We start from the raw sequence: 26,169 nt of genomic DNA on the forward strand, positions 1-26,169 counted from the left end.
GAGTAGAGTAAGAGGCAGGGCGTAGTCGGACTATTTCCCTGCCTCTCCTCCCCGAACCGGACGTGCACCTTTCAGCGCATCCGGCTCTCCATTTAAATGCTGGCGAACGCCATTGCCACTTCTGTAAAGCGCGATGTATACGTGTTTCTGGTCTCCGTCCTCAGATAGGGATTACCTTCGGGTAGCCGCCAGCGGAACAGCTTCTTGCCTTGCCCCACCAACCGGTACAGTATTTCGCCGCTGAGCTTGCCGTGATTGGTTTTACCAAATAAAACCCACGTTTTGCTCTGACCCGGTTTCGGTGATTTACACCACCACCTCATCAGGGAAGCGATACCTGTACGGTATTTGCGGGCCAGCCAGTGAGCCAGCTTCCAGAACACGACACGGTCGATATAACTGAAGACTTTGGCCTTAAAATCAACGAACTGATAGAACATGGCCCAGCCTTTCAGTTTTCGGTTGAGTTGTTCAGCCATATCGACTTTGCTTTCACTGTAGTTGCCTGATAACAGTGCTGTCAGCGATGCGGCGAAGTTTCTGGCTTTCTCCTGCGGGATCGTTGAGACCACTCGCATCTCGCCATAACGACTGCGTTTGCGAATGATCCTGTGCCCCAGAAAGATAAAGCCGTCATTAACATGGGTGATTTTAGTCTTATCCATGTTCAGCCTGAGTTTCAGACTGCCTTCGAGCACACCCCGACACTCCTCCCTGATGGCTTCCGCCTGTGCTTTGGTGCCTTTGACGATGAGGACAAAATCATCGGCATAGCGGCAGTACGCCACCGCGGGTTTCCACTGCCAGTTTTCTCTGACCGCCGTACTTCGGCCCCGTTGGATACTGTTATTCCAGTACCACCGATCTTTTCTGGCTTTCCCGCTCAGGTAGCGCTCATGCAGGTATTGATCGAACTCATTCAGCATGATGTTCGATAATAGCGGCGATATAACACCGCCCTGTGGTACACCTTCACTGGCCGCCCGAAAGAGACCGACATCGATATGTCCCGCCTTGATGGTTTTCCACAGCAGAGTCATGAAACGTGCGTCACTGATCCTGCGGCGTACAGCCTTCATCAGCAGTCGATGATGTACGGTGTCGAAGTAACTGGACAGGTCGCCTTCAATCACCCAGCGTCCCCGGGTTTCACCACAGTCTGTGAGCTGTAATTTCACCGTGCGGATCGCGTGGTGGACACTGCGCTCAGGCCGGAAGCCATATGAGAGCGTATGAAAATCACTCTCCCATATCGGCTCCATCGCCATCAGCATGGCCCGCTGAACAATACGATCCCGCAACGCGGGGATACCCAGTGGTCGCAGTTTGCCGTTGCTTTTAGGGATGTAAACCCGTCTGGCGGGCAAGGGCTGGTAGTGGCCTGAGAGTAATTCATCCCTGAGGATTTGCAGCTCAACAGCCAGTCTGGCCTGTAGCATTGTTTTGTTCACGCCATCAACGCCGGGGGTATGGGCCCCCTTTGATGAAAGCGTGATCCGCGCCGCTTCAGCCAGCCATTCTGGTTGTGTTATCAGACGCAGCAGCCGTTGAATCCGTAGGGACGGATCGGTGGCTGCCCATGTGGCAAGCTTGCGTTGCATTTCGCTGATTATCAAAGGTCTTCACCTCGTTAGGTCAGTTAATTCACGTCGCAAACACATTCAAACTGCTTCCCTTCGCCATGTAATGGGCTTTCCCCATCGCGGACTACTACGGAAGCTCCGCCAGCCAGCGCGTCATCGGAGCCATGCCCCCTTAACATCCGTCGCTGACCTTCCCCGGTTTACCTGCCTGGACTCAGGCATACTGAGGAGGCTGCCCGTCGCACTCTTTATCCTTGCTTGCCGCAAGTTGGCAGAAGTCAGCAACGCAAGCGTGATAGACGCTGCTGCCCCGGTGTTTCGCATACATGTCAAAACACCTTCGACCGGCAGTGCTTACGTATCACTGCCAGTTCCTCCTGCACGGCCTGTCAGATCACGTAGGCCGTGGTGACGTTTTCAACCCACAGAGGCGGATTAACGGGTTCATGTTCTTCAGCCTTTCAGTACTTAACCTTGAGGATCATCTCGGCTTAGTGATCTCGCCTCAATCCCCGTTGTCAGCGGGTTACATCACCCTGCGGGCATGCCGCAGGTCACTGCCGCTCAGGTTCTCCACCGTCACACCCGGTGGGATTGTTGGGTTTCTCATCGTGAGTTACCGGTTCAATATTCCAGACAGACTCGCGGTTCATTTAAGCATCCATGCCCGCCCTGAACTCCGGGCACACTGTAAGTTATGTCCGTTACCCAACGTTCATCCGGTGCTTTCGGGTTGAATTGCCGCTGGAGTCTGTTGGGTGTCACGATACTGACTTCATCTTTACGCGCTCGTGGGCGTCGATACCCGACCTGAGCCTTTATCCCGGCACGCTTCCTCAGCCGCCAGAATCTGTTCACTCCGCACTGTTGTCCGCTGTCCCGCAGGTCCAGATGGATCTTGCGATAGCCATAAACACAACCGGACTCCAGCCAGAACTGTTTGATCTGTCACGTCAGTCTCAGATCTGCCTGGTGGCGCTGAGAATGTGGCTGCTGAAGCCTGGCGTAAAAACCACTGGGATGAACATCTAGCACCCAACAGAGCAGATGAACAGGCCAGCAACAGGAGTTGTCACGGATAAAGGCGTACCTCAGTTGTAGATTCAATTGGTCAACGCAACAGTCATGTGAAAACATGGGGTTGCGGAGGATTGTTGGAAGAGTCCGGCCCGTACTTCTTTATCTAGGCATAAAGACTGTGGGTAGTGATATCGAGACGTGTTGCAACACTGGAAACAGAATGACCACGCTCAACAACCTGTTTAACTGCTTCAATTTTAAACTCTTCAGGATAACGCTTACTGCTCATGTGCACCTCACTTTAAGCCATTTTAAATGACTCCGAGGTGTCTGTTAAACCCGTGGCCATTCAAAGGAGCAACTGAAGAAATGCTGAAATTAAAAAGAAAGATCTGTTAGATAGCATGGTTAATATTACATCAATGATGCGTACTGAGCTTCAACTTGGGTCAATATCAGACGAAGGGAATAGAACTATCGATACCGATAATGCGCCAGGCGAGTGACCTGAGATACAATAATAAAAAGCAGGGAGTAATTTAACTTAACCCCCTACCTACCTACCTAAATAATTATTTGTTTTTCAATTTTAGCAATAAAGAAATGATTGATGCGTGACAGAGCATAACCCAAGTCAAGTAAAAATATCTGAATTCTATCCGTTGTAAATTTAATATAAAACTTGAATAGAATGCAATACCGACACAAACGATAAACCCAACGTCCTTTCTTTTTCCTTTAGGGCACAGAATTACACATACTGATGAGAAGAGTATTAATACCCATGGATGAATAGGGAAGTAAGAGACTATAACTGATCTCATTGCAGTATAGTTTATTTCTTCTCTGTGCTTTGACATTTTACAGTTGCTGCATAACTCTGATAGCTTTTCATCTTCTGAGCTGTCGTATGCACCCGTAAAAAAACAGGCTCCGTCACACCAATTAACAACATGGTTTTCCTGGTCTTCATTTTGATAAATTCAATTGGGGCTTCTTTTATAGCATTAACATAAAGGCCAAATATCTCTCTTGAGTTATCTTTAGATGCTACCTTAGCTGGAACCAAGGCCGGTTGTTCTCCCCCAAGACTTTTCCCGATATCTGAATCACTATAAAACTTTCTAGAATTCTCTGTGCTTCCGTACTTATCAAGGCAATCATAGCAAACTCTACCATCAGTTGCTTTTGATATTCCTGCTATTTCCGAGGCCATGCCAACAGAAGCCGGAGAGAAAACAACAACATTAAGAACTTTATCCCACATATTCATTGTGAGCGCAGTAAAAACAGTAAGAGTTATTGCCATTATTATTTTTATTTTATATCTATCGAAAACAAACCATGCATATACTGGTGCAGTCACAGCAAATGATGGTCTAACCCACACCGAACATATAAATAATGTAAAAATAATCAGGTAGTAAAAATAAATACTAGTCTTCTCAGATAAAATATTTCTCTTGATAAAGACCACAACTGATAGCATAACAAACGGCACAATCATGGCATCAGGCATATGCATAACAGAAAAAACAGCGTTCACCGGATACAGGAAAAATAATAACGATACGATCAGTGATATTCTTTTCCTGAAGAAGCAATTAAACAGTAAATATGACGAGCTAAAAGTAATAAAAGCTTGTGACATTGAGAATGCAGTCAGACTTGGTACAATTGACCAGAAGGTGCCCTGAAGAACAGTAGGGAAAGTATTATGCCAATTTTCAAATCCTAGCAATGAGTAATCATAAAACAATCCATTTTCTGCTATTTTTTTTGCAAAACCCCACCTAACGTAACTATCCCCCCAAAGTATATAACCTGGACGCTGAAGAAGCGTCAGAAAAACAGAAACCGCAGCAATTGCAAGATAAGGGACAATAAAAAGTGTTTTCTTAACACCATCCATTGAAAGTCTACTTGTATTCATTACAAATCCATTAAATTAATAGTAGTGCAATTTTAACATTATGCACCAACATTTGACCTTCATCCATAGCTGGGTTCGCGAGTTGATGAGGCATCTGGTTATCTGAATGAAAAAGGTACGGGGTATTTTCTGATACAAGTAATCCATGACAACACCGGATGTTGAATAACCTGATCAGCCTATAAAGGGACCTCTTTAAGAATGGCGGAATGAGAAAAAAACGGGACACACAAAGCTTTGCATCGGTTTGCAAGGCTTTGGATGCTTCTTCGATTAGTCGATCGCGCCAATTCGTTCAAGGCAATTTGAATCTATGTGAAACAGAGTGATGCAATCACCACTTTTTTAGTGTTACCATCATTTTACTGGGTGAAGGACTGATGATGTCAGTTTTTCGTTTGTGTACCAGATTGTGTACCAATTTAGCGATTGTTGGTTAGATGGTTTCACAACTTACTGTAAACAAATAAATTTTCTCTTTGTATGTGATCTTACGTGTGGGTCACCACTGCAAATAAGGATATAACATGCCTGTTATTACTCTTCCTGATGGCAGCCAACGCCATTACGACCACGCTGTAAGCCCCATGGATGTTGCGCTGGACATCGGTCCAGGTCTGGCGAAAGCCACTATTGCTGGCCGTGTTGACGGTGAGCTGGTAGATGCTTCCGATCTGATTGAGCATGATGCGAAGCTCTCCATCATCACCGCGAAGGATGAAGAAGGTCTGGAGATCATTCGTCACTCCTGTGCGCACCTGTTAGGGCACGCGATCAAACAACTCTGGCCGCACACCAAAATGGCGATCGGACCGGTTGTTGATAACGGTTTTTACTACGATATCGATCTTGACCGTACGCTAACCCAGGAAGATGTCGACGCGCTCGAGAAGCGGATGCACGAGCTCGCTGAGAAAAACTACGATGTCATTAAGAAGAAAGTCAGCTGGTACGAAGCGCGTGAAACCTTCGTGAAGCGTGGCGAGACCTATAAAGTCTCCATTCTTGATGAAAACATTGCCCATGATGACAAGCCTGGCTTGTACCATCATGAAGAATATGTCGATATGTGCCGTGGCCCGCACGTGCCGAACATGCGTTTCTGTCATCACTTCAAACTGATGAAGACCGCTGGGGCATACTGGCGTGGCGACAGCAATAACAAGATGCTGCAGCGTATTTATGGTACTGCGTGGGCCGATAAAAAAGCCCTGAGTGCCTACCTGCAACGTCTGGAAGAAGCGGCCAAACGCGACCACCGTAAAATCGGTAAGCAGCTTGACCTGTATCATATGCAGGAAGAAGCGCCGGGTATGGTGTTCTGGCACAATGATGGCTGGACAATCTTCCGTGAACTGGAAGTCTTTGTTCGCTCAAAACTGAAAGAATACCAGTATCAGGAAGTTAAAGGTCCGTTCATGATGGACCGCGTGCTGTGGGAAAAAACAGGTCACTGGGATAACTACAAAGATGCGATGTTCACGACCTCCTCTGAGAACCGTGAATACTGCATTAAGCCCATGAACTGCCCGGGCCACGTGCAGATCTTCAATCAGGGTCTGAAATCCTATCGTGATCTGCCGTTGCGTATGGCCGAGTTTGGTAGCTGCCACCGCAATGAGCCGTCAGGCGCGCTGCATGGCCTGATGCGTGTTCGTGGCTTCACTCAGGATGATGCACATATCTTCTGTACAGAAGAGCAGATCCGTGATGAAGTTAACGCTTGCATTCGTATGGTCTACGATATGTATAGCACCTTTGGCTTCGAGAAAATCGTCGTCAAACTGTCCACTCGCCCCGAAAAACGTATCGGTAGCGATGAAATGTGGGACCGTGCTGAAGCTGACCTGGCCGTTGCGCTGGAAGAAAACAACATCCCGTTTGAGTACCAACTGGGTGAGGGCGCATTCTACGGTCCGAAAATTGAATTTACCCTGTATGACTGCCTCGATCGTGCATGGCAGTGCGGTACTGTACAGCTGGACTTCTCTCTGCCGTCCCGTTTAAGCGCCTCTTATGTTGGCGAAAACAACGAGCGTCAGGTGCCGGTTATGATTCACCGCGCAATTCTTGGGTCGATGGAACGTTTCATCGGTATCCTGACCGAAGAGTTCGCTGGCTTCTTCCCGACCTGGCTTGCGCCAGTTCAGGTTGTCGTCATGAACATCACCGATTCACAGTCTGAATACGTCAACGAATTAACGCAGAAACTACAAAATGCGGGTATTCGTGTAAAAGCAGACTTGAGAAATGAGAAGATTGGCTTTAAAATCCGCGAGCACACTTTACGTCGTGTCCCTTACATGTTGGTCTGTGGCGACAAAGAGGTAGAAGCAGGCAAAGTTGCCGTGCGCACCCGTCGTGGCAAAGACTTGGGCAGCCTGGACGTAAATGAAGTGATTGAGAAGCTGCAACAAGAGATTCGCAGCCGCAGTCTTCAACAACTGGAGGAATAAGGTATTAAAGGCGGAAAACGAGTTCAAACGGCACGTCCGAATCGTATCAATGGCGAGATTCGCGCCCTGGAAGTTCGCTTAACAGGTCTGGAAGGCGAAGCTTTGGGTATTGTGAGTCTGAGAGAAGCGATCGAAAAAGCTGAAGAAGCTGGAGTAGATTTAGTTGAAATCAGCCCTAACGCCGAACCGCCAGTTTGTCGTATTATGGACTACGGCAAGTTCCTTTATGAAAAGAGTAAGTCTTCTAAGGAACAGAAGAAAAAGCAAAAAGTTATCCAGGTTAAGGAAATTAAATTCCGTCCTGGCACCGACGATGGCGATTACCAGGTAAAACTCCGCAGCCTGGTACGCTTTCTGGAAGATGGCGATAAGGCTAAGATCACGCTGCGTTTTCGCGGTCGTGAGATGGCCCACCAACAGATCGGTATGGAAGTGCTCAACCGCGTCCGTGACGATCTGAGTGAACTGGCAGTAGTCGAATCCTTCCCTACGAAGATCGAAGGCCGCCAGATGATCATGGTGCTCGCTCCTAAGAAGAAACAGTAAGGCCTTCAAGTAGCAATGTCTGTGGAGCCCGTGGGTTCCACAGCCGTTGTTCGCCTACGTTTCGTTTATTAACAATGCGAAGTGGAAGTTATTAAAATGCCAAAAATTAAGACCGTACGCGGTGCTGCTAAGCGCTTCAAAAAAACCGGTGGTGGTGGATTTAAGCGTAAGCACGCAAACCTGCGTCATATTCTGACCAAAAAATCTACTAAGCGTAAACGTCACCTGCGTCCAAAAGGCCTCGTTTCTAAAGGCGATCTGGGTCTGGTTATCGCGTGCCTGCCGTACGCATAAGCCGTTAACGTTTAATTAATTTTTTTACTAAGAATATAGATACAGGAGAGCACATATGGCTCGCGTAAAACGTGGTGTAGTTGCCCGTGCACGTCACAAGAAAATTTTGAAACAAGCTAAAGGCTACTACGGTGCGCGTTCTCGCGTATACCGCGTTGCCTTCCAGGCTGTTATCAAAGCTGGTCAGTACGCTTATCGTGACCGTCGTCAGAAAAAGCGTCAGTTCCGTCAACTGTGGATTGCGCGTATCAACGCAGCAGCACGTCAGAACGGTATTTCTTACAGCAAATTCATCAACGGCCTGAAAAAAGCCTCTGTTGAAATCGACCGTAAGATCCTGGCTGACATCGCAGTATTCGACAAAGTAGCGTTCACCGCTCTGGTCGAAAAAGCGAAAGCAGCTCTGGCATAAGCCGGTGAAAAGAGGGAGCCTGGCTCCCTCTCTTTTATTTGTAGTGCAATCAATTGGTTGACAATTTATCCGTAAGCCTTTTCAATAAAGGTTGTCCGGTTTTTACCACACAAGGTAACGCAAGCATGAATGCTGCTATTTTCCGCTTCTTCTTTTACTTTAGCACCTGAACTCAGGAGGCTTGCGCGTGAAAGAAGAAACGGAAAACAGCGCCTAAAAGCCTCCCTGGTGGAGGCTTTTTTTATACACGTTATCCTTCAGGCTGCCTCTGCATTGGCTGCAGTCGCTTCCCCCAGTCTCGTACTTGTGTACGCTCCTGAGGATTAGCGCTCTACTGCTGCCTTGACTCAGCCAGAATGATTTTGTGTATATACGAGCGACTAGTGAATATCGCAACATAACGAGGAAAACCATGTCACATCTCGCAGAGCTGGTTGCCAGTGCAACGGCCGCCATTAACCAGGCTTCAGATGTTGCCGCGTTAGACAATGTCCGCGTCGAATATTTGGGCAAGAAAGGGCACCTGACCCTTCAGATGACTACCCTGCGTGAACTGCCGGCAGAAGAGCGCCCGGCAGCAGGTGCGGTGATAAACGAAGCCAAAGAGCAGGTTCAGCAAGCGCTGAACGCGCGTAAAGCCGAATTAGAAAATGCCGCGCTGAATGCTCGTCTGGCTGAAGAAACGATCGATATCTCCTTGCCTGGGCGTCGTATCGAAAACGGCGGTTTGCATCCGGTAACGCGGACTATCGATCGCATTGAAAGTTTCTTTGGTGAGCTGGGCTTTACCGTGGCAACCGGTCCGGAAATCGAAGATGACTATCATAACTTCGATGCGCTGAACATTCCTGGCCATCACCCGGCGCGCGCTGACCACGACACTTTCTGGTTTGATGCGACGCGTCTGCTGCGTACGCAGACTTCCGGCGTGCAGATCCGCACTATGAAAGAAAAACAGCCGCCGATCCGTATTATCGCTCCGGGCCGCGTATATCGTAACGACTACGATCAGACGCACACCCCAATGTTCCATCAGATGGAAGGGCTGATTGTTGATACCAACATCAACTTCACCAACCTGAAAGGCACGCTGCATGATTTCCTGCGCAACTTCTTTGAAGAAGACCTGCAGGTTCGTTTCCGTCCTTCCTACTTCCCGTTCACCGAACCTTCTGCGGAAGTCGATGTGATGGGTAAAAATGGCAAATGGCTGGAAGTATTGGGTTGCGGAATGGTTCACCCGAACGTGCTGCGTAACGTCGGTATCGATCCGGAAATCTACTCTGGCTTTGCATTCGGTATGGGTATGGAGCGTCTGACCATGCTGCGTTACGGCGTAACCGATCTGCGTTCTTTCTTCGAAAACGATCTGCGTTTCCTCAAACAGTTTAAATAAAGGCAGGATAAAACAATGAAATTCAGTGAACTGTGGTTACGCGAATGGGTAAACCCGGCGATTGATAGCGATGCGTTGTCAAACCAAATCACGATGGCGGGTCTGGAAGTTGACGGTGTGGATCCTGTTTCTGGCGCGTTCAACGGCGTTGTGGTGGGCGAAGTGGTTGAGTGCGCTCAGCATCCGAACGCTGACAAACTGCGCGTCACCAAGGTGAATGTCGGCGGCGACCGCCTGCTGGATATCGTCTGCGGTGCGCCAAACTGCCGTCAAGGGCTGAAGGTGGCTGTAGCAACCGTTGGTGCCGTTCTGCCGGGCGATTTCAAAATCAAAGCCGCGAAACTGCGCGGTGAACCGTCTGAAGGCATGCTGTGCTCGTTCTCCGAGCTGGGCATTTCCGACGATCACAACGGTATTATCGAACTGCCTGTCGATGCACCAATTGGTACCGATATCCGTGAATACCTGAAGCTTGACGATAATACTATCGAAATCAGCGTCACTCCGAACCGCGCCGACTGCTTAGGCATTATCGGTGTGGCACGTGACGTTGCTGTACTGAACAAAGCCCCTCTGGTTGAGCCGGAAATAACGCCAGTAGCTGCAACCATTAACGACGTCCTGCCGATTCAGGTCGACGCGGTGGAAGCCTGCCCACGCTATCTGGGCCGCGTGGTGAAAGGCATTAACGTTAAAGCGCCAACCCCGCTGTGGATGAAAGAAAAACTGCGTCGTTGCGGCATCCGCTCGATCGATGCCGTGGTTGACGTGACTAACTATGTGCTGCTCGAATTGGGCCAGCCGATGCACGCATTCGACAAAGACCGCATTGAAGGCGGGATTGTTGTCCGCATGGCAAAAGAAGGTGAAACCCTGGTATTGCTGGACGGCAGCGAAGCGAAGCTGAATGCGGATACGCTGGTGATTGCGGACCATAACAAAGCGCTGGCAATGGGCGGCATCTTTGGTGGCGAGCACTCCGGTGTGAATGATGAAACGCAAAACGTCCTGCTGGAATGCGCGTTCTTCAGCCCGCTGTCTATTACCGGTCGCGCACGTCGTCACGGTCTGCACACCGATGCCTCTCACCGCTATGAGCGTGGTGTCGATCCGGCGCTGCAACATATAGCCATGGAACGTGCTACGCGCCTGCTGATCGATATCTGCGGCGGCGAAGCGGGTCCAATCATTGACGTGACGAACGAAGCCTCGCTGCCAAAACGCGCAACCATTACGCTGCGCCGTAGCAAACTGGATCGTCTGATCGGACACCATATTGCGGATGAGCAGGTGAGCGATATTCTGCGCCGTCTGGGTTGTGATGTCACGGAAGGGCAAGATGAGTGGAAAGCGGTAGCGCCGAGCTGGCGTTTCGATATGGAGATCGAAGAAGACCTGGTCGAAGAAGTCGCCCGTGTATACGGTTATGACAATATCCCGAATACGCCAATTCAGGCGGGTCTTATCATGGGTACGCATCGTGAAGCGGATTTGTCGCTGAAACGCGTAAAAACCATGCTGAATGACAAAGGCTACCAGGAAGTTATTACCTACAGCTTTGTCGACCCGAAAGTCCAGGCGCTGCTACACCCGGGTGAAGAAGCGCTGTTGCTGCCAAGCCCAATCTCGATTGATATGTCGGCAATGCGTTTATCCCTGTGGACCGGCTTGCTGTCTACGGTAGTGTACAACCAGAATCGTCAGCAAAACCGCGTGCGTATTTTCGAAACGGGTTTACGTTTCGTACCGGACACGCAGGCCAACCTCGGGATCAGTCAGGATCTGATGCTGGCGGGCGCGATCTGCGGTAACCGTCATGATGAACACTGGAATCTGGCAAAAGAGACCGTTGATTTCTATGATCTGAAAGGCGATCTGGAAGCGGTTCTCGACCTGACCGGCAAGCTGGCGGATATTCAGTTCAAAGCTGAAGCGAATCCAGCACTGCATCCGGGGCAGTCTGCGGCGATTTATCTGAAAGGTGAACGCATTGGTTTCATTGGGGTTGTTCATCCTGAACTGGAACGTAAACTGGATCTGAACGGTCGCACTCTGGTGTTTGAACTGGAGTGGAACAAGCTCGCAGACCGCGTGGTGCCTCAGGCGCGTGAAGTTTCTCGCTTCCCGGCGAACCGTCGCGACATCGCGGTAGTTGTGGCAGAAAACGTTCCCGCTGCGGATATTTTATCCGAATGTAAGAAAGTTGGCGTAAATCAGGTAGTTGGCGTAAACTTGTTTGACGTGTACCGCGGTAAGGGTGTTGCGGAGGGTTATAAGAGCCTCGCTATCAGCCTGATCCTTCAGGATACCAGCCGTACACTTGAAGAAGAGGAGATTGCCGCTACCGTCGCCAAATGTGTAGAGGCATTAAAAGAGCGATTCCAGGCATCATTGAGGGATTGAACCTATGGCGCTTACAAAAGCTGAAATGTCAGAATATCTGTTTGATAAGCTTGGGCTTAGCAAGCGGGATGCCAAAGAACTGGTCGAGCTGTTTTTCGAAGAGATCCGTCGTGCTCTGGAAAATGGTGAGCAGGTAAAACTCTCTGGTTTTGGTAACTTCGATCTGCGTGATAAGAATCAACGTCCGGGCCGTAATCCGAAAACGGGCGAAGATATTCCCATTACAGCACGGCGCGTGGTGACCTTCAGACCCGGACAGAAGTTAAAAAGCCGGGTTGAAAACGCAACGCCGAAAGAAGAGTAATCTGAACTAACTAAAAAGGCCGCGAATGCGGCCTTTTTTCTTAGTGAGCCAGAAGGAAAAACAGCCCGGTCAATGCTGCACTCAGCAGGTTAGACAACGTGCCCGCCAGGATCACTTTAAGCCCCATTTTAGCAATGAAACTTTTTTTCCCCGGCACAATCCCCCCCCAGTACGCCAATCAATGCGGCAGGAGAGGACAAATTGGCAAACCCAGCCAGCGCCATGATCGTTATTATCTGCGAATATTCCGAGAGTTGGTCTTTCATTGGAATAAAGCTGGTATACGCGACGAACTCATTCAGCACCAATTTTTGACCTAACAGGCTGCCAATTTGCAAGACTTCGTTAGTGGGAATGCCCAACAGCCAGGCAACCGGAGCAAAAAGGTAACTGAAGATAAATTGTAGCGTGACGTTACCATAGCCGAAAAAGCCACAAAACCAGCCCAACAAGCCGTTCACCATAGCAATTAATGCAATCAGTGCCAGAAGCATTGCCCCCACGTTAGCGGCGAGCTTCAGCCCGATAGTCGCGCCATTTGTCGCCGCTTCAACGATGTTGATAGGCTTTTCATCTTGACCAAGCATATCGCCTGACACGTCGGCAGTGTTTTCGGGTTCCGTTTCTGGAAACAGCATTTTCGCCATTAACAGACCGCCTGGTGCTGACATAAAAGAGGCGGCTACCAGATAGCGAATTTCGATCCCCATACTGGCATAGCCAACCAGCACTGAGCCTGCGATAGAGGCCACACCACCTGTCATGAGGGCAAACAGTTCTGAGCGCGTCATGCGTGGCGCATAAGGCTTCATCAGGACGAAGACGTCAGTATTGCCCGCAAAAATATTGGCCGTTGCAGCCATGGATTCTGCCGGGCTGGTGCGTAGCAGTTTATGGATACCCGTACCGATGAGACGGATAATCCACTGCATGATGCCCAGGTAGTACAGCACGGAGAACAATGCTGACATAAAAATGATAATCGGCAGAACATGCACGGCAAATACAAACCCCATTTTGAACTGTCCGAGATTACCGAAGAGAAAGTTAATCCCTTCCGACGAATAGTTCAGCATGCCTGACAGACTGTTTGATATGGCGAGTAAGATTTTTTCCCCTAAGGGGACATACAGGATAAATGCAGCAAAAAGAGCCTGGATTGCAAAGGCGCCGCCAACAGTGCGAAACCGGATAGCTTTGCGATTTTCTGAACATAGCCAGGCAACGAGTAACAGGACAACAATGCCAAGTATGACGATGAGTATCTGCATGGTTTATCCCTCATCGGCATCAATGATGCTACGGAAAAGATCTTTAAAGAGAGCATCCCGCTCAATAAACTTTGCGACCTGAATGACGTGACGGCGGTTATCAAAACTCCAGCTCAGATTGTCATTGATCAAAGGGGATGTACGGTATTCACAGGTGAACCAGTCAGGATTCAGGACATAGCCAACCGTAGTGATATCCCAAATGACTTTGCGGGATGCAAAACCAATCCAGGGGCATCGCGGGGCAATTTCAGCAAAGTAGCTACCAATGCGGCTGGTCTCTGCAAAATAGTGCTGCATCTCTGGGACCGATGAGGCCATAGTGTTAGCCACGCCAAAGCAGGGAATTTGGGTGAGCGCTACGCCGCTATCAAAAAGTACCCGACTCGCCACAATGTCCTGCATCAGGTTGAATTCATGATTATCTTTCCAGGCATAACTGTTACCCCCAAGCCAGATGACATGAATCTTTGTGACGATGTCCGGCGCGAGGAGCAGTGCGTTAGCGATATTGGTCGGCGCGGCGATTGCGAGTACATGTAATGTTTGCTCAGCCGTTCTTGCCCGGTTAATCAAATCCTGTACTGCTGCTGACATCTCCGGCTGGTTGCTATCTTTCAGATAGCGTGTTGAACCCTGGAATATTTGCGGTATGTTTTCGCGGCGGGGGAGTTTGTTAAATACGCGATAGATCTCATCGACGCTCAGTTGCATGCCTACTGCGGGATCGTCAACATATGTGTGTGAGCCCTCTTTACCAAAATAGTGGTTGGTAAACGGAGCGGCGTAAACAGCTTGCAGATCGAGGCGCTCCGGGTGTAAGAATGCCCAGGCAATGGCCATCTGATCGTCAATTTCATTGTAGGTATCGCTGTCAATAACGATAGGCACTTTGCCATACTTAGGTGGCGTAATTAAGGTAATACGCTGCGCTGAAGTTAATTCAGGCCAGTGGATACTTAACATCGTTAATGTTCCTTAAGTTAGAAGTCGTAGGCCAGTCGATAAATGAGAATATCGCCATATCCATCCGCACCAAGTTTGTTATAAAAGTACCGATACATTAATGTGGTGGATATATGAGGCATGATTTTCCAGGTAATATTCAGGCCGCCGTTTAAACCATTGCTACCATGATTGTTAGCGGTATAGTCATCATTACGGTCAAGTTCTATTTCATTCCAATTGGACAGTAAGAAGTCCTGGTTGAGAAGATTGAAAGCATAACCAGCGTTCCATCCGATTGAGAAACCATTGAGTCCATTAATATCATAAGCTGGGCCAAAATTACTGTGTGCGGTAATGTACTGACGAGCAATCCAGGGTTTAAACCACCATCCATCGCCTTTCAGGTCGGTATAGCCAAGCCCAATAAATTGATTCGTTTCTTTAAAATTAGGGCTTTGCGAATTATAGACTTTTGTAAATAGGCTGGCACCTGTTTTCCAGAGGTAGGTATGAATTTCACCATTCGCAGTCTGCCCCTGATTTCCTTCGTCATCTAGAATATTTTCAAAATCATAAAAGCCGTACATTTCACCCCAATCAAAACCAATACCTCCCTCAATACCAATTAAGGCTTGTTCATATTCGAGGTCTTTAACACCGGCATCCCAGGATTGATAGTCAAAATGTATATTTCCCCAACCGTATTGTTGTTCAGCTAATGAGGAAAAAGCTACGCACGATAATAAAGCCCCGAAGGCGATTTTTTTCATTTTATATCCCTATTTTGGTGGTGGATTAATATCAGTATTTAGTACAAGCTAATCGTTTTAATACGAGTTCATGGGATGGCATATTGGCTGCACCTTCACGCTCTACGGCCAGTGCTGCAACTACACAGGCGTAATGAATTGCGTTGGCAATATTTTCTCCACAGGCAAGTCGTGCAGCGAGTGCACCATTAAATGCATCACCGGCGCCGGAGGTATCAATATTAACGGCGGGATATGCCGGGAACTGTTGGTGAGTAGAACCATCAAATAACCAGCACCCATCTTTGCCTAACGTAATTAGAATATATTGTGGTCCCATTTGGTGCATGGTTTCGGCGGCCTGACGAATATCGTCTGGCGTACGAATAGCCTTGCCAATTATCGCCTCTGCTTCTGTGAGGTTTGGGGTCAGGATGTGTGTCCAGCGGAGAAGGTCTGTCACCTCCTTACGCCATGGCGCTGGATTCAGGATTGTCATCACCCCTGCGGCATGTGCGAACTTAATAGCTTGAGCTGTAGCGTCAGGATTGTTTTCCATCTGCGTCAAAAAAACATTGGCGGTGCCTATCTCGTCATAACAGGATATAATTTCTTCACTCGTTATTTCCTGATTAGCCCCTGGATTAATAACGATTACATTATCGCCAGCCTCTTCGGATATCATCACTACGGCACTGCCGGTTGGTGCATCACTTTTGGTAAAGATGGTTAGCTTTTCTAATCCTACGCCATTTAAAAAATGCTGGGCTTTGGTTGAAAACTCATCTTCACCTAATTTGACTGTAAAATAAGTGCGAGCATTGGCTTGTGCGGATGCTATCGCCTGGTTGCTGCCTTTCCCTCCGGGTAAACAACAGGAAAAAAGCGCGCGCGTGGTTTCCCCTGAAATAGGAAAACGGTGAAGCCGATATACTAAGTCAGTATTAAATGAACCCAGAATGTAAATTTTCCCATTGTTTTCGTTCATTGATATTTCTCGTTCGATCTTTGATTGGTTAATGATGATGTTTTGGTGCAAATAAAGAGAGTTGTTCTCATATAATGGGAATGCATTGTCGTGATTATATACAGCACCTCCATAGCATGAGCGGACATGTCCTGTTTTTACGAGGTCATTGATGTCGCGGCGGAGTGTTCTTTCCGTAACATCAAGTACCTTAACAAGAGATGATATTTTTACACTTCCTTGTTTTTTGAGTAGTGTTAAAATATAGCGAAGACGCTGTTTTTTGTAACGACAGGGCATCTAATCCTCACTTTTCATGAATGTGATGAGAGGTCCATGTAATAAGTTTATTTTGTCTATACGTTAATTTCTTTGGTGAATGAATTTATTTGTTGAATAAATAATTAAAGATCTGATTACCACTAAGTACACCGATGATACCAAATACACCAGGCCAGACAGTAGGGGCTGGAATGGGGAGTTTTATTAATGTAAATATGAAACCAATAATTGCACCAGCAATAAGCGAAAGAATTATATCCATAAGATAATTCCTGAGGGTGTTATGATGATACGAAGACTACACAATATATTTACGTATTGATGAGAAGACAATCACACAAAACTTCTGCAACCGGACACCTTGTCCGGTTGTGGTTATTTATTTAATCTCAGGAACGATATTAATAATGACAGCTACTACCTGGTATTGCTACCAGCATTGCATTATGCAAAAGTCTAAGGTTCATGCTGTTTTGGGCCATTGCCTCATTTGCGGTAGAGCTTCCTTCCATGTTTTTTGCTTTCATCGTAAAATTAATGAGATAACCCATAAAAAAAGTATAAACATGCAACCTTTTGCACAATTACAACGTCGGCGAGACCGATACTGGTTAGGCACTTTATCGCTGTTGCTATTGGTCATGCTCGTGATTAGCTTATGCGCAGGAGAACAGTGGATCGCCCCCGGCGACTGGTTCAGCGCCCGCGGTGATCTGTTCGTCTGGCAAATCCGATTTCCCCGTACCCTCGCCGTTTTGCTGGTAGGCGCTGCGTTGGCCTTATCTGGCGCAGTGATGCAAGCTCTCTTTGAAAACCCGCTCGCAGAGCCTGGATTACTGGGCGTGTCTAATGGCGCGGGAGTCGGGCTCATCGCGGCGGTGTTGCTGGGGCAGGGGCAGCTCCCCGGCTGGGCGTTGGGTTTATGTGCCATCGCTGGGGCGCTGATTATCACGCTTATTCTGCTCCGTTTTGCCCGCCGTCATTTGTCTACCAGCCGTCTGCTGTTGGCGGGGGTGGCGCTGGGGATTATCTGTAGCGCGCTAATGACATGGGCCATCTACTTCTCCACTTCTTTTGATTTGCGACAGCTAATGTACTGGATGATGGGGGGCTTTGGTGGCGTTGACTGGCATCAGGCCTGGCTCATGGTGGCGTTGATTCCGGTGCTGGTGTGGATCTGCTGTCAGTCGCAGCCGATGAATATGCTGGCGCTGGGGGAGACTTCTGCACGTCAGTTGGGATTGCCATTATGGTTCTGGCGCAACCTGCTGGTGGTCGCCACGGGCTGGATGGTTGGCGTAAGCGTGGCTCTGGCAGGAGCGATTGGCTTTATTGGGCTTGTGATCCCACATATTCTGCGGCTGTGCGGCTTAACCGATCATCGCGTGTTACTGCCGGGCTGCGCATTGGCTGGCGCTATCGTATTACTGTTGGCTGATGTTGTCGCGCGTCTGGTGCTGGTCTCGGCTGAGCTGCCAATTGGCGTGGTGACGGCCACCATGGGTGCACCGGTATTTATCTGGCTATTGTTAAAAGCCGCGCGCTAGAACGCGTTGATTCGGTCTATGATTAAAAACTGAAAATCCACCTGTTGTTCTGGAGATGCTATGCAAAACACTATCCTCGATACAGACGTGACGACCATCGACGGCGAGGTGACCTCACTGCAGCCGTATGCCGGAAATGTGCTGTTAATCGTCAACGTTGCTTCAAAATGTGGTCTAACGCCGCAATATGAGCAACTGGAGAATCTGCAGAAAGCCTGGCATCAGCAGGGCTTTACCGTTCTTGGGTTCCCCTGCAACCAGTTTCTGGGCCAGGAGCCGGGCAGTGAAGAGGAAATAAAAACGTACTGCAGTACCACCTGGGGCGTTACCTTCCCGATGTTCAGCAAAATTGAGGTCAACGGCGAGGGACGCCATCCGCTGTATCAGAAACTGATTGATGCCGCGCCAACCGCCGTTGCGCCTGCGGATAGTGGATTCTATGAGCGTATGGCGAGTAAAGGTCGGGCGCCGCTCTACCCGGACGATATTCTGTGGAATTTCGAGAAGTTTTTAGTGGGTCGGGATGGTCAGGTACTGCAACGATTTTCACCCGATATGACGCCTGAGGATCCTGTTCTGGTGCAATCCATCAAGATGGCGCTGGCAAACTAATGTCTCGATTGATGCAGCTACAGGACGTAGCAGAATCGACCCGACTTGGCCCGCTTTCTGGTGAGATAAAAGCAGGGGAGATCCTGCATTTAGTGGGGCCTAACGGCGCAGGAAAGAGCACGCTGTTGGCGCGAATGGCGGGGCTGACGACCGGCAAGGGCAGCATCACCTTTGGTGATGTGTCATTGGATGAATGGCCGGCAGCAAAGCTGGCGCAATATCGCGCTTATCTTGCGCAACAGCAAAACCCGCCGTTTGCGATGCCGGTCTGGCATTTTCTGACGCTGCATCAACCCGATAAAGCACGCACCGATCTGTTACAGGAAGTCGCCGATGCGCTTGGGCTTGGGGATAAGCTGGGACGCAGCGTGAATCAGCTCTCCGGCGGTGAGTGGCAGCGCGTGCGCCTGGCTGCGGTTATCCTGCAGATTTGCCCACAAGCGAATCCATTCGGCCAGCTTTTGCTGCTGGATGAGCCGATGAACAGCCTGGACGTGGCGCAACAAAATGCGCTGGACCGGATGCTGGGTCAGCTGTGTTTGCAGGGCATCGCGATTGTAATGAGCAGCCATGACCTTAATCATACCTTACGTCATGCGCACAAGGCCTGGCTCCTCAAACGCGGGAAGCTGCTTGCCAGTGGTGCTCGTGATACGGTACTAACGCCGGCCAATCTGTCTGCGGCTTATGGCGTGAACTTCCGTCGTTTGGATATTGAAGGCCACAGAATGCTCATATCAACCACTTAAGTTAAATGGGTTCTTGAAAATCATATAATTTCCACGCTAAATTGACATAAAAATATAATTCAGAGGATTCGTCCTGAATGCGCTTTTGGCTTCTTTTCATCACAGCATTGTTTTTGGCGGGCTGCAGCAGCCATCGTGCTCCTGCGCCAAATGCCCGCTTGTCGGATTCTATCGCCGTTATCGCCGGGCTTAATGACCAGCTACAAACCTGGCATGGCACACCCTATCGTTATGGCGGCATGAGCCGTAGCGGAGTGGATTGTTCTGGATTTGTATTGATGACAATGCGCGATAAATTCGATCTGCAACTCCCGCGTGATACGCGCACGCAATCAAAGATTGGTACCGAAATTGATAAAGATGATTTGCTGCCCGGCGATCTGGTGTTCTTTAAAACCGGTTCTGGGGAAAGCGGTCTGCATGTCGGAATTTACGACACCAATAATCAATTTATTCATGCCTCAACCAGCCGTGGTGTGATGCGCTCGTCACTGGACAACGTTTACTGGCGCAAAAACTTTTGGCAGGCGCGACGTATTTAATCCTCATCAGTCACGAGGCTGCCTACGGCTGAGCAGCCTCGACATTTCCATTTGTTAGTAACTTCTTATTTCTGCCGCCAGCCGGACAATACCCCTGAACATTAAGAGCGTATCTTGCTAAAAATATGATTTATTCCGAGATATTAAAAAGTGCAAAGCTGGATATTCGCTTATAATCAGGATAAGCTAAAAAAAAGGGATTCGATTTACTGGCTATAAAGGGAAAAATGAAAGGGCCTCTACTTGCATCAGCAATAACGTATTTCTCCATCCTTTGCTACAGGATGCCGGATAACACCTATGCAGAGGGGCTGGCACGATGATTGTTTCAATGGATACTCTTTACCATTCAGAGTTCTCTTTTCTCCCTGCGAGAAACGAAAAAGGCGATCTTGAATACGTAGATATCATTACCAGTTTTGCCAGTGCGCAGGGGATGTGCGTATACCCACCGAGCTGGTCCTACCTCGGATGTCGGACGAAGAGCAATGTCGCTTATTTACCGAAAAGCTTGAATTAATCGAAACGTGCCAACATTTTTTTATTCAACGAAAGGTTTCTGCCTGGATTAATTTAACGCCGGCAATTGCTAATACTTTATTATCAGATGCTAAATTTGCTTCACAAGTTGAACGATTGTCATTTCTGGAACTGGCTATTAATGAAAACTATCCAGAGTTAAATAATGGAAAAGCGAATCCAACGCTGGCAGCACTGGCGGCGCGATTTCCATTAGTACTGACAAACTATGGTGCTGGCGGCATATCAAACCGGGCAATTTTTGATGGGCTGTTCAAACGCGTCGTGCTCGATAAAAACTTTGTTCAACAAAGGATTACACATATTTCGTTTGAGCCATTTATGCGGGCTATCCTGGCACAGCTATTTCCCTGCAGTGAGTCAATCATCATTAGCGGTATTGATACCCCCGAGATGTTAGCGCGCGTATTGCCACTGGGATTCAGCGCCATGCAGGGCGCGCTGTGGCCTGCTGTGCCCCCCGCGCAGATAATTTCGCTCGCGAAGATATAGCCCTCATATTTGCTGGTGTTTAACAGGCTTTTAACAGTCTACACTAGAGACAGGAGGCCCTATGACCCTGTCTTTTACCACCCGCTGGCGTGATGAATTACCAGCAACCTATACAGCACTTTCACCCACTCCCCTGAAAAACGCGCGCCTGATCTGGCATAACGATGCGCTGGCGGAGCAATTAGCTATTCCAGAGACACTATTTGATATTCCGACCGGAGCCGGTGTTTGGGGCGGTGAATCGTTGCTTCCCGGGATGTCGCCTTTAGCGCAAGTTTATAGCGGACATCAGTTTGGCGTCTGGGCGGGCCAGCTTGGCGATGGACGCGGGATCCTGTTGGGCGAACAACAGCTCGCTGACGGCTCAACGTGTGACTGGCACCTGAAAGGCGCCGGACTTACGCCTTATTCCCGTATGGGGGATGGTCGCGCCGTTCTGCGCTCGACAATTCGCGAAAGCCTGGCCAGCGAAGCGATGCATTACCTGGGAATACCGACCACGCGGGCATTGTCGATTGTTACCAGCGACACGCCGGTGTATCGCGAAACGGTAGAATCAGGGGCGATGCTCATTCGCGTGGCGCAAAGCCATATGCGCTTTGGCCATTTTGAGCATTTTTACTATCGCCGCGAGCCGGAAAAAGTGCGCCAGTTGGCTGACTTTGCGATTCGCTATTATTGGCCGCAATGGCAGGAAGAAGCCGATAAGTATCAGCTGTGGTTTAACGATGTTGTCACGCGTACTGCGACGTTAATCGCGGACTGGCAGGCGGTAGGATTTGCGCATGGTGTCATGAACACCGACAACATGTCGATTCTGGGACTGACGATGGATTACGGCCCATTCGGTTTCCTTGATGATTACGTGCCCGATTTTATCTGCAACCACTCAGACAACCAGGGGCGATACAGTTTCGATAATCAACCGGCCGCGGCGCTTTGGAACCTGCAACGTCTGGCGCAAACTCTGTCGCCATTTATCCCGGTCGAGGCGCTTAATGATGCGCTGGACAGTTATCAACTGGCGCTGTTAACACGCTACGGTCAGCGGATGCGACAAAAGCTTGGCTTCTTTAGCGAGCAAAAAAACGATAACGAACTGCTTAGTGAACTGTTTAACCTGATGGCGCGGGAAAGAAGCGACTATACCCGAACGTTTCGCATGCTCAGTCAGACGGAACAACACAGCGCGCAATCCCCGCTGCGCGATGAGTTTATCGACCGCGCAGCGTTTGACGATTGGTTCACGCGGTATCGCTCACGCCTGCAGCAAGACAACATTGCCGACGCAGCCAGACAAACGCAGATGAAGGCGGCTAATCCGGCGATGGTATTGCGTAACTGGTTGGCGCAACGGGCGATTAATCAGACAGAGCAGGGGGATTACGCCGAGCTGCATCGGTTACACGAAGCGTTGCGTACCCCATTTGTCGATCGTGATGATGACTATGTCAGCCGTCCACCTGACTGGGGTAAACGGCTGGAAGTGAGCTGTTCAAGCTAAGGGGCCAGAAACACCTGCGGGGATCCGTTGGTCGGATGCTGGCCAACGTGTACCTGCGCGCCATACCAGCGCTTCAGGTCATCGGCCTGTAACACGGCCTCAGGCGTTCCCTGCGACACCAGTCTGCCGTTGTGCAGCAACACTATTCTGTCTGCCCACAGTGCGGCGAGATTCAGATCGTGAAGCACAATGCACACATGCAGCTCTTGTGAAGCGGTAAGCGTCTTCAGCAAGCGCAACAGATGCTGCTGGTGGTAAAGATCCAGCGCAGAGGTCGGTTCATCAAGGAATAACCAGCCGCGAGGCGCGCCGTCGCACCAAAGTTGCGCCAGTGCACGGGCTAACTGTACTCGCTGTTGTTCGCCGCCGGAAAGCGCGGCGTATTGCCGGCCCGCCAGCGGTGTACATCCGATCATTTCCATCACCTGAGCGATAAGTCGAGGTTCCGACCGCTGGGTCCAGGGCGCACGCCCCATCGCGATGACGGCCTCTACCGGCCAGTCAAATCCCAGTTGTGTTTGCTGGCGCATCACCGCCCGATGCCGCGACAGTGTTTGGCTATGCCATTCATCCAGCGGTTTACCCGCCAGCACGCAGCGCCCTGTAGCCGGTTTCAGAAAACCGGTCAGCAGGCGCAGCAGGGTGGATTTTCCCGCACCATTTGGGCCGATGAGCGCTACCAGTTCACCTTTTTCGAGAGCAAGAGTGACGTCGTCAATCACCGCTCTGCCCGCGACGCGATAGTGAAGCCCTTCAGCGATGAAATGTTCAGCCATGAGGTCCTCGCTGACGAAAAATAAGCCATAAAAACCACGGTGCGCCCAGAAGACTGGTTAGCAAACCGACCGGCATTTCCGCAGGCGCAACCGCCGTACGGGCCAGCGTGTCGGCTATCAGCAATAAAAATGCGCCCGCCAGCACGGAACCTGGGATAACGGCCCGATGGTCTGAGCCGAGCCACATGCGCATCAGATGCGGGATAACCAGCCCGATGAAGCCTATTACGCCGCTTACCGCCACGGCTGCGGCAACCAGCAATGCGCTACAAAGTAGCAAAACACGCTGAACGGTACGCACATCTACGCCGAGGTAATGCGCCTCTTCCTCACCTAACTGCAGCAGGTTCAGCGCCGGTGCCAGACGCCAGATGATCAGCACCGTCGGGACAGTCAATGAAGTGACAGCCAGCAGCGTGGACCATTGCGCGGCCCCCAGACTGCCCATCCCCCATAGCGACAACTGGCGCAGTTGCGCGTCATTACTGACCCACGACAGAGCGCCAACCGCCGCCCCGCACAGCGCGTTGATGGCAATACCGACCAACAGCAGACGTGAGAGTGAAGCGTCGCGCTGTTGGCTAAGGATAAAAATAACCACCGTTGCCGCCAGCGCACCGAGAAAAGCGGCCAGCATGGGGGCGTACAGCATCAACAGCGCGGGCAAAGAGACCGGCAGCACTACCCACAGGGCGACGGCGCAGGCGGCTCCGCTGCTTATCCCCAGTAATCCCGGATCGGCAAGCGGGTTGCGAAACAGGCCCTGCATCACGCAGCCCGCGAGCGCCAGAGAACCGCCAATCACCAGCGCCAGCAGGACGCGGGGCAGGCGAATGGTGAGCCAGATTTGACGCAGTGCCTCATCGCCATCACGCCACAGCAGACTTACCGGCAGGCGCAACGCGCCAAAACCGGTAGCCATAATTGTCATCACGACCAACATGAGTGCGAGTGTCCATAAAGAACAACGGATACGTCGCGACATCAGGGCAATTGCTCAGCTTTAGCGCGAAGCTGCAAAATGGCCTGCGGGGTGCGTACGCTAAAGCCGAGCAGCGCCATATCGTCAACCTGCAATACCTGTTTATTTCGTCCGGCAGGCGTCTGCGCCAGGCCCGGCAGCGCCCACAGGTTATCTTCGCCCCCCATCGCCTCAACGCCGTCCTGTGAAATCACCACCAGATCGGGCTGGCTGGCAATGACACCTTCCTGCGACAGCGGCTGATAGCGGTTAACACCCTGCATTGCGTTGCGCAAACCGGCGGCACGAATAGCCGCATCGGCTGCGGTTTGCTGGCCCGCCGCCATCGCGGTCATCCCGCCATGATTGAGAATAAACAGCACGCGTTTGTTGAGTTCAGATGACGGCAGCGCCGCCAGTTCCTGACGTAAGCGGGTGCGCAGCGTTTCGCCATCGGCCTCCCTATGGGTGGCTTCGGCGATGACGCGAATTTTTTCATCAATCACATTAAGCGCGTTGCTTGCCGGGATCGTCACAACCCTGACGTTGCTCTGTTCGAGCTGTTTTAGCGCCAGAGAGGGCTGCGCCTGCGCGCTGGCAAGGACCAGCTTAGGGCAGGTGGCAAGGATCCCTTCGGCGTTGAGTTGGCGCAAATAACCGACATCAGGTAGGGCGTTTGCTGCTTCAGGCCACTGGCTGGTGCTGTCTCGCGCCACAAGGGAAGACTGTGCTCCCAGTGCGTATACAATCTCGGTGACATCGCCACCGAGAGCAACAACCCGTTCCCTGGACGCAGCCAGCGCTACGATGGGCAGTAGCGCAATCAGGACCAGCAGTTTTTTCATGCGGCCAGCCCCTTCGGCGTCAGTGCGTCAATTTGCGCGCGCCATTGCGTCTGCTCCGGTTCGCCTTCCGTTCGTTGACCATACAGCTGGGCGATTTGCGTGCCGTCGGCAGCAAACAGTTCCAGGCTGGTGACGTGGCCATCGGCGGTCGGTTTGCGCGTTACCCATGTTTCTGCCACGCTCTCTTCCAGCAGGTGTAAGGTAAATGTCGGGTTGAATATATTCAGCCAGCCTTTCATCGGCACCAGTTTTTCTATCACACCGGTAAAAATCTGTACGCAGCCACGATTACCCACAAAGACCATAATTTCATTGCCATCCTGGCGCGCGGTGTCGAGTAACTGCGCCAGAGCGCTATTTGCGACTTTACAGGCCAGATCGTCGCCCACCAGGTTAAACGCCTGTTGGCGGGTGAGATCGTGGCGTTTCAGCAGACCGAAGAACTGGTGTACATCGGTCATGGCTCGCCACTCTTGATCAACAGTCTGCGCATCGACCGTGACGGTGGCTGGAGCAGAAGGGGGGGCGGGTTGCAGCGCCAGAGGCGGGTTTTCAGCGAAGATGAAACGGGTCAGCAACGCAGCCCATTCCTCAATGAGGGTATTCTGTGTGGCATAGACCTTTAGTAGCGCATCCCCCTGATGGTCAAAGAACTGAATGCTCTGACGTTCGCCGTGGGCGGTTGTTTCGCTGATATGGAACACGCTTGCCCACTGATTGAGGAACAGGCGCAGGTCGAGAGCGCGCGGATTGAGTACCAGTCCGGCATGACCGTTCAGGTGCTGATTGGTAAACGCACCAACCTGCTCATGCACCGCATATTCGTTGCGGCATATACATTTGGTTTCGCCGACGGCTTCCAGTGCGCCGAGGATTTCACGCACTTCGCCACGTAAGCGCCAGGCGTCATGACCGACGCGCGCGAAGGTCAGTTCGGCTTCGCTAATATTCATCAATCCCGCAATATCACGTGCGTATTTGCCAGGATTTTCTTTCTTCAGTTCCAGCCAGCGTGTGTAATGATTCATTGTCTCTTC

At 50.3% G+C, this 26,169-nt stretch carries 23 protein-coding genes, 4 pseudogenes and 1 other annotated feature; of the genes and pseudogenes, 14 read left to right on the forward strand and 13 right to left on the reverse strand.

What is annotated here, in order from left to right; all coding sequences use genetic code 11:
- Nucleotides 1–92: 92 nt before the first annotated feature.
- The 4 genes and pseudogenes from ltrA to OGV38_RS07025 all read right to left on the reverse strand — a co-directional run bounded on the left by ltrA (nucleotide 93) and on the right by OGV38_RS07025 (nucleotide 4,536).
- On the reverse strand, nucleotides 93–1,601 hold the full coding sequence (gene ltrA / locus OGV38_RS07015; protein ID WP_001189111.1) for a group II intron reverse transcriptase/maturase: 1,509 nt from the start codon (nucleotides 1,599–1,601) through the stop codon (nucleotides 93–95).
- 672 nt (nucleotides 1,602–2,273) lie between these two features.
- Nucleotides 2,274–2,681, reverse strand: a pseudogene (locus OGV38_RS07020) (IS3 family transposase); the annotation flags it as partial.
- Between the two features lie 88 nt (nucleotides 2,682–2,769).
- Nucleotides 2,770–2,892 (reverse strand): annotated as a pseudogene (locus OGV38_RS25065) (transposase); the annotation flags it as partial.
- A gap of 546 nt (nucleotides 2,893–3,438) precedes the next feature.
- Nucleotides 3,439–4,536 carry a glycosyltransferase family protein gene (locus OGV38_RS07025; RefSeq protein WP_286473104.1) on the reverse strand — a complete coding sequence of 366 codons (1,098 nt, stop codon included), beginning with the start codon at nucleotides 4,534–4,536 and terminating at the stop codon, nucleotides 3,439–3,441.
- Between the two features lie 527 nt (nucleotides 4,537–5,063).
- Here OGV38_RS07025 and thrS point away from each other — a divergent pair.
- The 8 genes from thrS (at nucleotide 5,064) to ihfA (ending at nucleotide 12,347) form a co-directional block, all read left to right on the forward strand.
- A complete protein-coding gene (gene thrS / locus OGV38_RS07030) occupies nucleotides 5,064–6,992 on the forward strand; it encodes a threonine--tRNA ligase (protein ID WP_016152864.1) in 1,929 nt (642 codons plus the stop codon).
- A gap of 3 nt (nucleotides 6,993–6,995) precedes the next feature.
- Nucleotides 6,996–7,538, forward strand: coding sequence for a translation initiation factor IF-3 (gene infC / locus OGV38_RS07035; protein ID WP_048997935.1), 543 nt, complete (start codon nucleotides 6,996–6,998; stop codon nucleotides 7,536–7,538).
- A gap of 96 nt (nucleotides 7,539–7,634) precedes the next feature.
- Nucleotides 7,635–7,832, forward strand: coding sequence for a 50S ribosomal protein L35 (gene rpmI, locus OGV38_RS07040; protein ID WP_003030583.1), 198 nt, complete (start codon nucleotides 7,635–7,637; stop codon nucleotides 7,830–7,832).
- A gap of 55 nt (nucleotides 7,833–7,887) precedes the next feature.
- Nucleotides 7,888–8,244, forward strand: coding sequence for a 50S ribosomal protein L20 (rplT, locus tag OGV38_RS07045; protein WP_003030578.1), 357 nt, complete (start codon nucleotides 7,888–7,890; stop codon nucleotides 8,242–8,244).
- Nucleotides 8,245–8,364: 120 nt separating this feature from the next.
- Nucleotides 8,365–8,489 (forward strand) — a sequence feature (Phe leader region).
- On the forward strand, nucleotides 8,370–8,414 hold the full coding sequence (gene pheM, locus OGV38_RS07050) for a pheST operon leader peptide PheM (RefSeq protein ID WP_001386830.1): 45 nt from the start codon (nucleotides 8,370–8,372) through the stop codon (nucleotides 8,412–8,414). Its footprint overlaps the feature before it by 45 nt.
- Nucleotides 8,490–8,656: 167 nt before the next feature.
- Nucleotides 8,657–9,640 (forward strand): phenylalanine--tRNA ligase subunit alpha, encoded by a 984-nt coding sequence (gene pheS / locus OGV38_RS07055; RefSeq protein WP_016152865.1) that lies wholly within the window; start codon nucleotides 8,657–8,659, stop codon nucleotides 9,638–9,640.
- Between the two features lie 15 nt (nucleotides 9,641–9,655).
- Entirely contained in the window at nucleotides 9,656–12,043 is a 2,388-nt protein-coding gene (pheT, locus tag OGV38_RS07060) for a phenylalanine--tRNA ligase subunit beta (protein WP_269517309.1), read from the forward strand.
- Between the two features lie 4 nt (nucleotides 12,044–12,047).
- Nucleotides 12,048–12,347 carry an integration host factor subunit alpha gene (ihfA, locus tag OGV38_RS07065; RefSeq protein ID WP_003030571.1) on the forward strand — a complete coding sequence of 100 codons (300 nt, stop codon included), beginning with the start codon at nucleotides 12,048–12,050 and terminating at the stop codon, nucleotides 12,345–12,347.
- Nucleotides 12,348–12,387: 40 nt separating this feature from the next.
- Here ihfA and OGV38_RS07070 read toward each other — a convergent pair.
- The 5 genes and pseudogenes from OGV38_RS07070 to OGV38_RS07090 all read right to left on the reverse strand — a co-directional run bounded on the left by OGV38_RS07070 (nucleotide 12,388) and on the right by OGV38_RS07090 (nucleotide 16,826).
- A pseudogene (locus OGV38_RS07070) lies at nucleotides 12,388–13,618 on the reverse strand (NupC/NupG family nucleoside CNT transporter).
- A gap of 3 nt (nucleotides 13,619–13,621) precedes the next feature.
- Nucleotides 13,622–14,584 (reverse strand): nucleoside hydrolase, encoded by a 963-nt coding sequence (locus OGV38_RS07075; protein ID WP_047417849.1) that lies wholly within the window; start codon nucleotides 14,582–14,584, stop codon nucleotides 13,622–13,624.
- A gap of 17 nt (nucleotides 14,585–14,601) precedes the next feature.
- A complete protein-coding gene (locus OGV38_RS07080) occupies nucleotides 14,602–15,336 on the reverse strand; it encodes an outer membrane protein OmpK (protein ID WP_016152869.1) in 735 nt (244 codons plus the stop codon).
- 31 nt (nucleotides 15,337–15,367) lie between these two features.
- A complete protein-coding gene (locus OGV38_RS07085) occupies nucleotides 15,368–16,582 on the reverse strand; it encodes a PfkB family carbohydrate kinase (RefSeq protein ID WP_286473107.1) in 1,215 nt (404 codons plus the stop codon).
- Between the two features lie 85 nt (nucleotides 16,583–16,667).
- Nucleotides 16,668–16,826, reverse strand: coding sequence for a DUF1427 family protein (locus tag OGV38_RS07090; RefSeq protein WP_049268801.1), 159 nt, complete (start codon nucleotides 16,824–16,826; stop codon nucleotides 16,668–16,670).
- A 304-nt stretch (nucleotides 16,827–17,130) separates the two neighbouring features.
- On the opposite strand from OGV38_RS07090, the gene btuC reads away from it, so the two are divergent.
- From btuC to selO, 6 genes and pseudogenes are all read left to right on the forward strand, one after another.
- Entirely contained in the window at nucleotides 17,131–18,111 is a 981-nt protein-coding gene (btuC, locus tag OGV38_RS07095) for a vitamin B12 ABC transporter permease BtuC (protein WP_286473108.1), read from the forward strand.
- Nucleotides 18,112–18,171: 60 nt separating this feature from the next.
- Nucleotides 18,172–18,723 (forward strand): glutathione peroxidase, encoded by a 552-nt coding sequence (locus OGV38_RS07100; protein WP_047500296.1) that lies wholly within the window; start codon nucleotides 18,172–18,174, stop codon nucleotides 18,721–18,723.
- The gene (btuD, locus tag OGV38_RS07105; RefSeq protein ID WP_016152874.1) at nucleotides 18,723–19,472 is read left to right on the forward strand and encodes a vitamin B12 ABC transporter ATP-binding protein BtuD; all 750 of its coding nucleotides are present in this window, start codon (nucleotides 18,723–18,725) and stop codon (nucleotides 19,470–19,472) included. Before OGV38_RS07100 ends, btuD begins: the two co-directional genes overlap by 1 nt.
- 77 nt (nucleotides 19,473–19,549) lie before the next feature.
- Entirely contained in the window at nucleotides 19,550–20,014 is a 465-nt protein-coding gene (locus OGV38_RS07110; protein ID WP_003832591.1) for an NlpC/P60 family protein, read from the forward strand.
- Nucleotides 20,015–20,333: 319 nt separating this feature from the next.
- Nucleotides 20,334–21,046 (forward strand): annotated as a pseudogene (locus OGV38_RS07115) (EAL domain-containing protein).
- A 61-nt stretch (nucleotides 21,047–21,107) separates the two neighbouring features.
- On the forward strand, nucleotides 21,108–22,550 hold the full coding sequence (gene selO / locus OGV38_RS07120) for a protein adenylyltransferase SelO (RefSeq protein WP_137380460.1): 1,443 nt from the start codon (nucleotides 21,108–21,110) through the stop codon (nucleotides 22,548–22,550).
- On the opposite strand, the gene OGV38_RS07125 is transcribed toward selO, so the two are convergent.
- From OGV38_RS07125 to chuS, 4 genes are read right to left on the reverse strand one after another with little or no spacing between them, the layout of a single operon-like run.
- Nucleotides 22,547–23,326 (reverse strand): heme ABC transporter ATP-binding protein, encoded by a 780-nt coding sequence (locus OGV38_RS07125; RefSeq protein WP_104651784.1) that lies wholly within the window; start codon nucleotides 23,324–23,326, stop codon nucleotides 22,547–22,549. The genes selO and OGV38_RS07125 overlap by 4 nt on opposite strands.
- Nucleotides 23,319–24,311 carry a FecCD family ABC transporter permease gene (locus tag OGV38_RS07130; RefSeq protein ID WP_286473109.1) on the reverse strand — a complete coding sequence of 331 codons (993 nt, stop codon included), beginning with the start codon at nucleotides 24,309–24,311 and terminating at the stop codon, nucleotides 23,319–23,321. Before OGV38_RS07130 ends, OGV38_RS07125 begins: the two co-directional genes overlap by 8 nt.
- Nucleotides 24,311–25,132, reverse strand: coding sequence for a heme/hemin ABC transporter substrate-binding protein (locus OGV38_RS07135; protein ID WP_286473110.1), 822 nt, complete (start codon nucleotides 25,130–25,132; stop codon nucleotides 24,311–24,313). Before OGV38_RS07135 ends, OGV38_RS07130 begins: the two co-directional genes overlap by 1 nt.
- Complete coding sequence (gene chuS, locus OGV38_RS07140; RefSeq protein ID WP_016152880.1) at nucleotides 25,129–26,160, reverse strand: hematinate-forming heme oxygenase ChuS; 1,032 nt, start codon at nucleotides 26,158–26,160, stop codon at nucleotides 25,129–25,131. The genes OGV38_RS07135 and chuS overlap by 4 nt, the downstream gene beginning before the upstream one ends.
- Between the last annotated feature and the right edge of the window lie 9 nt (nucleotides 26,161–26,169).

It is taken from the genome of Citrobacter sp. Cb080, from assembly GCF_030334745.1.
Lineage (GTDB): Bacteria > Pseudomonadota > Gammaproteobacteria > Enterobacterales > Enterobacteriaceae > Citrobacter > Citrobacter braakii.